Genomic DNA, 6,648 nt, shown 5'->3' with positions numbered 1-6,648 from the left:
ACAAATATCTATAATACTTCACAATCCAGCCTCCAATATCCCCTGTTCAGCGATCAAAGTATTCAGCCCTTGCAACAAGTATAATGAGAATAAACGAAAATCGAAAGGGGAAATTTGAACTTTTAATAAATTCAGACCTTAAGACTCAGACTATCATACTCATATTTCATTACATAAGAACTTTACTAATCCAGAACACTTATGTTGCTTGCTCCTAGTCGTTCGCTTTTTTCGTTATTTTGTAAATCGAATTGACCGAATACCGCAAACAACCCCTCTCATCTTAGACGAGAAGGGTTGCTATTATATTACATTCTTTTCCTCTTCATTCTCACGCTTTCATTTCATCTTATCCGGCAGCTGATGAATGGAATCGATGAGCAGGTTGAGCTTGCCTTCAATCCGGTAGAGCAAATAAAAAGTCACCGCTATCGGAAAGCCAACCTCCGCGATAAACGAATACCAAGCATCCATGTCTAATCCCTCCTTCTTGAAAGCGATTGATTCACTTTTTTAATATGGCACAAGGCCCCAATCGTCCTATTTAACAATTGGGGCCTCTGGTTTAAGATTTTAGTAAATCTCGATATCTTCTGTTATTTGCTCCACAACGCGAGCGCTTCGTTTCGCAACTAAGTCACCGCCACTGGAGTTGAAGGCGTTCTGGGCAATGATCGTATATTCATTTAAAAATTACCTTTCCGAATCCCACCCCCACCAACCCGCATTCCACCGTTTCGATTAAAATAAAGATTTCCGATGGAACCTCGATTTCGGACCTTTTACGATTCAATATTGGTCTGTTTTCGAGTCATTTTTGAGGTGTTTTTTAGGATTTAAAATAAACTTCACCGATAATAGAGATAGTAGATAGAAGAAAATAGAGAGAAAAGATTGGCTTGAAAAGAGATTGGAAAATGATTGGATTCCGATTGAAAAACGATGGATAAAGATTGATATATAGCTGATTTGAAGAGGTAGGAGAGAGCGGATAGGAAGAAAAAAGAGGAGAAAGATGAGCTCTTTTCTCCCCTACTCTTACGGATATTATTTTGGATCAGCTTCTGAATCGGAAAAAATTATTTTAACGGAAATAGGAAATGTTTTGTTTTAAGTGAGACGAGTTTATTTTTGGGAAACATAGTAGAAATAAGAGTTTTGTGGATAAATCACCAAAATACAATTGCAATGATAGCAACCCTTTAGCTCATCAGTGCATGCTTATTGAAATGCAAAGTATTCAAAAATGGTATGTGTTGGGTTCTAACTTTTTCTTATTTCCTTTTACATGATTCCTTACCCATGTCTTTCTTCCAGATGGCAATGTTCTCCAATGACCTCTTACTGTCCAAGACTCTTTCATTCGTCGATATGCCTTTTTTTCTTTTTCACTGACAGGAACAGGTGGGATGTTCACGTTATAAACTTTAATTGTGATTGATCGAGTATTCTTCTTTCTTTTTTTTCTTCTCTTAGTTACTTTTTTACGTTTAGATTCATAAGACACTCTCTCTTTTACGTCTCGATATAATTCCATATAATTCATCAAAGCAATATGACTAGTTGTTATTGTATCTAAGAATCTGATTGCATTCTCAGTTTTTTGTATAAGTTTATTATCGGAGTATATATTTAATTCACTTTTTAGTTCCCTGTAGTTCTTAGTGGCTTTTAAAATATATTTAATTTGATCTTCACCAGTAAATTGGTAAATTTCATAATATACTCGTACATCATCGAGCTGTTTAAAGTATAATAAAAATGACAATGAGGTTAAATTGTTTGCATCAATAAACGATTGGTCGAATGCCATATTTGGGTGCATTTCTAATAATATTACTCCCTCTTCGATCACGGGACGAAATTCATTGAATGCTCCATCGTGAATATTAAGCCACCATTCATCTAATCGCTTTAAATCCCCTGAAGACAACAGTATTTTGTCTACCTTATCTAACCGTTCAAAATTCGAGATGTCCCCCCACCCCACATTGTTTTTAAGAGACTTCCAACACGTTAAAACGTTAAAGAGAAACAAGCTAAAATAAAAACTTGATTTTTCTGTAATCACTCTCTTACAGGCTATTCACTACTTAGTCATCACTTCAGCTAATAAACGATTGTACTTTTCTGGCGTGAGTAAAGGTTTAGTTAAGTCTATTACATGATATGTATCAAGATTAGAGAGATAGTTTAAGTTTTCTGAGATAGTTGCAAAGAATATTTGTTTAGAGATTGATAGTATATATTTTTCGACTTCCTTAAACGTTACTTTAACAGTACCCTTATCAATTTCATTTTTCACGAAGGAATCTATTCCAAAAGGAAGCGTATATTTCCCATATTCAACCACAAGCCTCATGTATGCCAGATACAAGGCTAATAGCGTTTTATTGTTATCCATTCCACTACCCTTCACTTCTTTAAAATCAAAGAATTCAATCTCATTTAATTTTGTGCTACCAAAACGCAAATTTATGTCACTCAATATCTCGGTATATCTTTTGCTTATTTCCTCTTTACGGTCTTTCTGGTCTTTTTTTAGTGCCCTAATATCTTTTTCTAATTTTTTGATTAACTCATCAATCATGGATTTATCATGACTTAGCTGGTTAATCACCCCTAAAAATTCCTCATTAGCTAATCTTTTTGATTCCATATCAATGAACTCTTGTAGGCTCAAGATGTCCTGTATTTCATTTTTTTGTTTTGTTAAAATTTCATATCTTGTATTTAATTCATTGATTTCATTTTGCAACTTCTCAACCGATGCTTGTATGTTTTCATTTTCTTTTTTATTGAATTCAAGCATGTTCTCTATTTCTAATAAATTATTCTTTAATTTTAATCTAGTAAGTGACTGTTCAAGAGTTAACTTTGAATGGCAATGGACACATTCTAATTCTACTTCTTTATATGTTTTCTTGTTTAACTTTAGCATTTTCTCAAGTTCAGCATTATCCCGATAATTTAGATCTTGTTTTGCTTTTAGAGTAAGAATTTTAGTTTTCCTTTTAGACATCTCGCTTGAAACCCTACCTAATTGTCCTAAGTGATTATTAAATGTTTCCTTTAATTTATCAATATCTTGGGGAGGTGGATTTATCATTTCAGTTTTTTCAGCATACTCTTCTTGTAGACCATTTAAAACATCTATTTTTGATGCGATTCCTCTAGCATTTTTTTGATTAACCCTTTTTTCACTTTCTTTCTTTAAAATCTCATCATTTGAAATACCTAATACGTATTCAAGTATATCTTGAGGTATATTAGAGTATCTACCCAATGAGTCGGAGGTGTTTTTAAATATAAAGCCACTCCATGATTTGTCCTGATCGAGATAAAATGGTGTCAATAATTCTGTTGGATATACTGAAGAGAGTTCATCTGTAGATGATCTTTTCAATTTTAATCTCATCTCTATGGATAACTTCTCTTGTAGCCAATCTGAAAACTCTTTCAAGGTTAAAGAACCTTCTGAACCAACAATAAAAAACAATGAATTATCCCGAATAATAGAATACTCATTTTCTTTTATTTGGATATCTAACCGAAATCTCATTCTCTTGTATTTCCACCCATGTGGAAATTGTTTAATTTCGAACCCTAAGGCATAGTATAAAGATTTTATTAGACTTGATTTTCCAACTGAAGTCCCTTCACTAGTAATGATATTTACATTCTTTGAGAAACGAAATTCATTTGCTACTTTATTTTCATAATCTAATACAACCATTCTCTTAACAATCACATATCCTCACTCATTTCCGTTAATATTTCTATCACTATTGCTTTTTTAGTTGGCTCATTTAAACGTTCAAACTCCTTTTTGTTATTACATTGGAAAATAGCTTTATCGATCACTTCTTCTTCTGTCCCATCAAGCAAATCGAAATTTGATAACTCTCGTTCAGCAGCACTTTTTACCGTTGAGTATAATTGAATTATCTTCAATTGTTCTTTTTTTATTTGCTTTTTTAAAAAGAAAGAATATGACGTTGACTCTAAAAGTTGGTCAAAAGCATCAAAGGTAGAGGATAGTTTAAATATTTTTTTTAGATCTTCTTTTAGGATTGCTTTCTTTTGAAAATCTTCCTCACTCTTTACAATAAATTCGCTTTTTTGATCAATAAGAGTAAAAAGTTCATTAACTGCTATTTGCCCCCTTTTATGACTGACATCAATTTCATTCAAAGCCATTTCACCTAATAATACAGGTATTGCCTCAGCAAGACTATCTTTAAATGGTGGCATGTAGATATAACTGGATAATAATTTATCCCCAAATTCCTCCATTTTTTCTTTATCCTGTAGTTGACTAAGGATGGAGTTTTTTTGTTTATCATTATATGAATAAAGAGGAGTACATATATTGCCTTGAGACACTTCAACCATTTTTTTTATATCAGTTTCCGCAAATGACTTAACAAATATCTTAAAATGAGAATTTCTATTGCCATTACTAAGATTTTTTTCAAGAATAGAATAACCTTTATCACTTTTTAATAATTGATTTATACTTAGTTTTTTACTTTTCACTTGAATATATGCTTCATATCCATCATATTTTACTTCGAAGTCATCTTTAGCTTCTACAAATATATGAAAATTAGGTTTATGATAGTTTTTAATAGCAATCAAGCTGATTGCTGCTTTTTGGAAGTTAAATCCCTTAATAGCAAATGCCCCTCCGTTTTCAAATTCTAACATGAGAATCCCTCCTTTCTCTAAGTAGTTGTTATATAATATAGTAAGCGATTTCAGTTTATCTCTCAACAGACTAAGCTTAATAATAGATATACAAATATTTTATTGTGTTCGAATAATCTGTTCAACCAGAGTAACAACCTTCCCCAAAAGCTCATCCTCTTTCTCGACAATGGAACAACCCAATCGGCTTTGTCTCTTGCCCACTGTATCCATTTTAAGAGTCGTTCTTTCTGATCTTCATCTTTTAAGTTTCGTACCTTAGCCACAAATTCATCTGTAAATTTCCTAATCTTACTCGCTTTATTCCAATCAGAGATCGCTTGAGTAAGCTCTTTTACTTCCTCGAGCTCATCGTTTCTTAGTTGCTCTAACTTCCTCTTCCTTTTTTGTTCCTCCCATTTTCTTTCCTCGATCAATTCTTCTAATTTGTACTCCGCAAATAGTCTATTTCCAACTACAAATATTTTATAGATTATATCTCCTACTCGTTCTTCTAAAGGAGAATCTTTTAAATCCCTAAAGTTTTTATTCAATTCCCTGTCCCTCTTCTTGCGGTAGCTTATTTCCTCCTTATGGCCGATAATTAATGGATGAGGATTTCTTAATTGTTTGTTAACTGCTACAGTGAAGCATGTATCTTAGATAATTTCTTTGCTTTCCTCTTAGCAAATAAAGATCTCCCTTATTGGATAGTTCAGTTTCATCTAAATCACCCAAATCCTTTCTGTATTTAATTGCATAGTTTCTCACATATTTACTTAAAGCTTTCGTAACTCCTGGTAACTTGTCTTTTTTTACATCTTCCCCTTTTCGGACCTTTGTCCAATAGCCCCTATTTGGATCGGAATTACAAGTCGTTTTAAATGCTTCCTCAACGTAGTATCGGCACACTCCATACATCTTTGCTACAACAGAAATTGGATTACTCCATACCTCTTCATAAAGCTTTTCTCTCTCATCCTGTGTAATGTATTTAAAATCAAATTTCAACCGAACCATTCCCCCAATCTTGTATTACATCAATGATTCAAGAACATGTCCCTATTAATGTACCAACACTTACTTCCTAGTAATAATACTATTTTATCAAAGGGATATTAAATTGTTGAATTACACCAACATTAACAGGATCTACAAAGTCTTATAAAGAGTGACACTGAATAATCAGTAACTTGAGCTAATCTTATCCTTATTTTTCAAGATCCTGTTGGATTACTTCCTTACCTTATCTTTCCACTCCCTACTCCAAAACCCGCATAAACCTGTACTTAAGTCATAGATTTGTATATATCCACTTCTCCTATTGCAGCTAATCTTCCTTATTCTATATTCATCAACTACCTTATCTCAATCCTTCTTTATTTAGATTTCCTAGAAAAGAGATTCTTATTAAAAACAATGGGATCAACTGGTTTTAGGAGTTTCGTGGATGTAATCAGCAGTAAAGTTTTTAATGTCTTGGGTAGTCAATTATAGTATTATAGAAATTAAGTTATCTATCCATCGACCTATGAAAAAGGGGGAACACAATTGTTCAAACGAATAAAAGAAGCCAAAGAAGCTGTTAAAAGTAAAAACGAAAATATAGAGTTGGTTAAAGCTTTGAAGAAGAATAAAGCCAGTTTATATAAGGAAATTAAAAAATTAGACGATAAAATACAAATAAAGAAAAAGTTATTGAAAAGAATTGAACTGAAAATAGAGCGAAAAACAGAAGAAGAAGAAGAAGAAGGAGTACAGCTAAGAATTGACAGTTTGAAGGCTACATATCGTAAATTGTTTCAAGATGAAGAGAGAAAACTTAAAGAGCAATTAGAATCACATAAACAACAGTTAGAAGAGAACGCAAAAAAAATAGAGCGTAGTAAACAAAGGCGGCAGCTAGAATTTGATGAAAGAAATAGAATATACCACAGCTTAGTAGAACTGCTAAAAGTG

Annotated in this window: 8 protein-coding genes; 1 reads left to right on the top strand and 7 read right to left on the bottom strand. The window is 32.6% G+C overall.

Annotated elements, in window-relative coordinates; all coding sequences use genetic code 11:
• Positions 1–339 precede the first annotated feature (339 nt).
• The 7 genes from WKU33_RS18610 to WKU33_RS18580 form a co-directional block, all read right to left on the bottom strand.
• A complete protein-coding gene (locus tag WKU33_RS18610) occupies positions 340–474 on the bottom strand; it encodes a YvrJ family protein (RefSeq protein ID WP_336252509.1) in 135 nt (44 codons plus the stop codon).
• A gap of 99 nt (positions 475–573) precedes the next feature.
• Positions 574–672, bottom strand: coding sequence for a DUF2922 family protein (locus WKU33_RS18605; protein ID WP_445321712.1), 99 nt, complete (start codon positions 670–672; stop codon positions 574–576).
• A gap of 568 nt (positions 673–1,240) precedes the next feature.
• Positions 1,241–2,071, bottom strand: a complete 831-nt coding sequence (locus tag WKU33_RS18600) for a hypothetical protein (RefSeq protein ID WP_188859471.1) — start codon at positions 2,069–2,071, stop codon at positions 1,241–1,243.
• 18 nt (positions 2,072–2,089) lie between these two features.
• Positions 2,090–3,736: a hypothetical protein gene (locus WKU33_RS18595; protein WP_340456058.1), complete on the bottom strand. Its 1,647-nt coding sequence runs from the start codon at positions 3,734–3,736 to the stop codon at positions 2,090–2,092.
• Between the two features lie 11 nt (positions 3,737–3,747).
• Positions 3,748–4,710 (bottom strand): hypothetical protein, encoded by a 963-nt coding sequence (locus tag WKU33_RS18590; RefSeq protein WP_340456056.1) that lies wholly within the window; start codon positions 4,708–4,710, stop codon positions 3,748–3,750.
• Positions 4,711–4,772: 62 nt separating this feature from the next.
• Positions 4,773–5,243, bottom strand: coding sequence for a hypothetical protein (locus tag WKU33_RS18585; protein ID WP_340456054.1), 471 nt, complete (start codon positions 5,241–5,243; stop codon positions 4,773–4,775).
• 79 nt (positions 5,244–5,322) lie between these two features.
• Entirely contained in the window at positions 5,323–5,700 is a 378-nt protein-coding gene (locus tag WKU33_RS18580) for a hypothetical protein (protein WP_340456052.1), read from the bottom strand.
• A 540-nt stretch (positions 5,701–6,240) separates the two neighbouring features.
• Between WKU33_RS18580 and WKU33_RS18575 the strand changes: the two genes are divergently transcribed.
• Positions 6,241–6,648 (top strand): hypothetical protein (locus WKU33_RS18575; RefSeq protein WP_340456050.1); only part of this gene is annotated, 408 nt, incomplete at its 3' end.

The organism is Oceanobacillus sp. HCA-5259, assembly GCF_037892815.1.
Lineage (GTDB): Bacteria > Bacillota > Bacilli > Bacillales > Amphibacillaceae > Oceanobacillus > Oceanobacillus indicireducens.
This window is presented reverse-complemented; position numbering and strand designations above follow the sequence as displayed.

Excerpts from the sequence above, each read along its gene's own strand:
- WKU33_RS18610 (WP_336252509.1), bottom strand. The coding sequence starts at position 474 with ATGGATGCTTGGTATTCGTTTATCGCGGAGGTTGGCTTTCCGATAGCG.
- WKU33_RS18590 (WP_340456056.1), bottom strand. The coding sequence starts at position 4,710 with ATGTTAGAATTTGAAAACGGAGGGGCATTTGCTATTAAGGGATTTAAC.
- WKU33_RS18595 (WP_340456058.1), bottom strand. The coding sequence starts at position 3,736 with ATGGTTGTATTAGATTATGAAAATAAAGTAGCAAATGAATTTCGTTTC.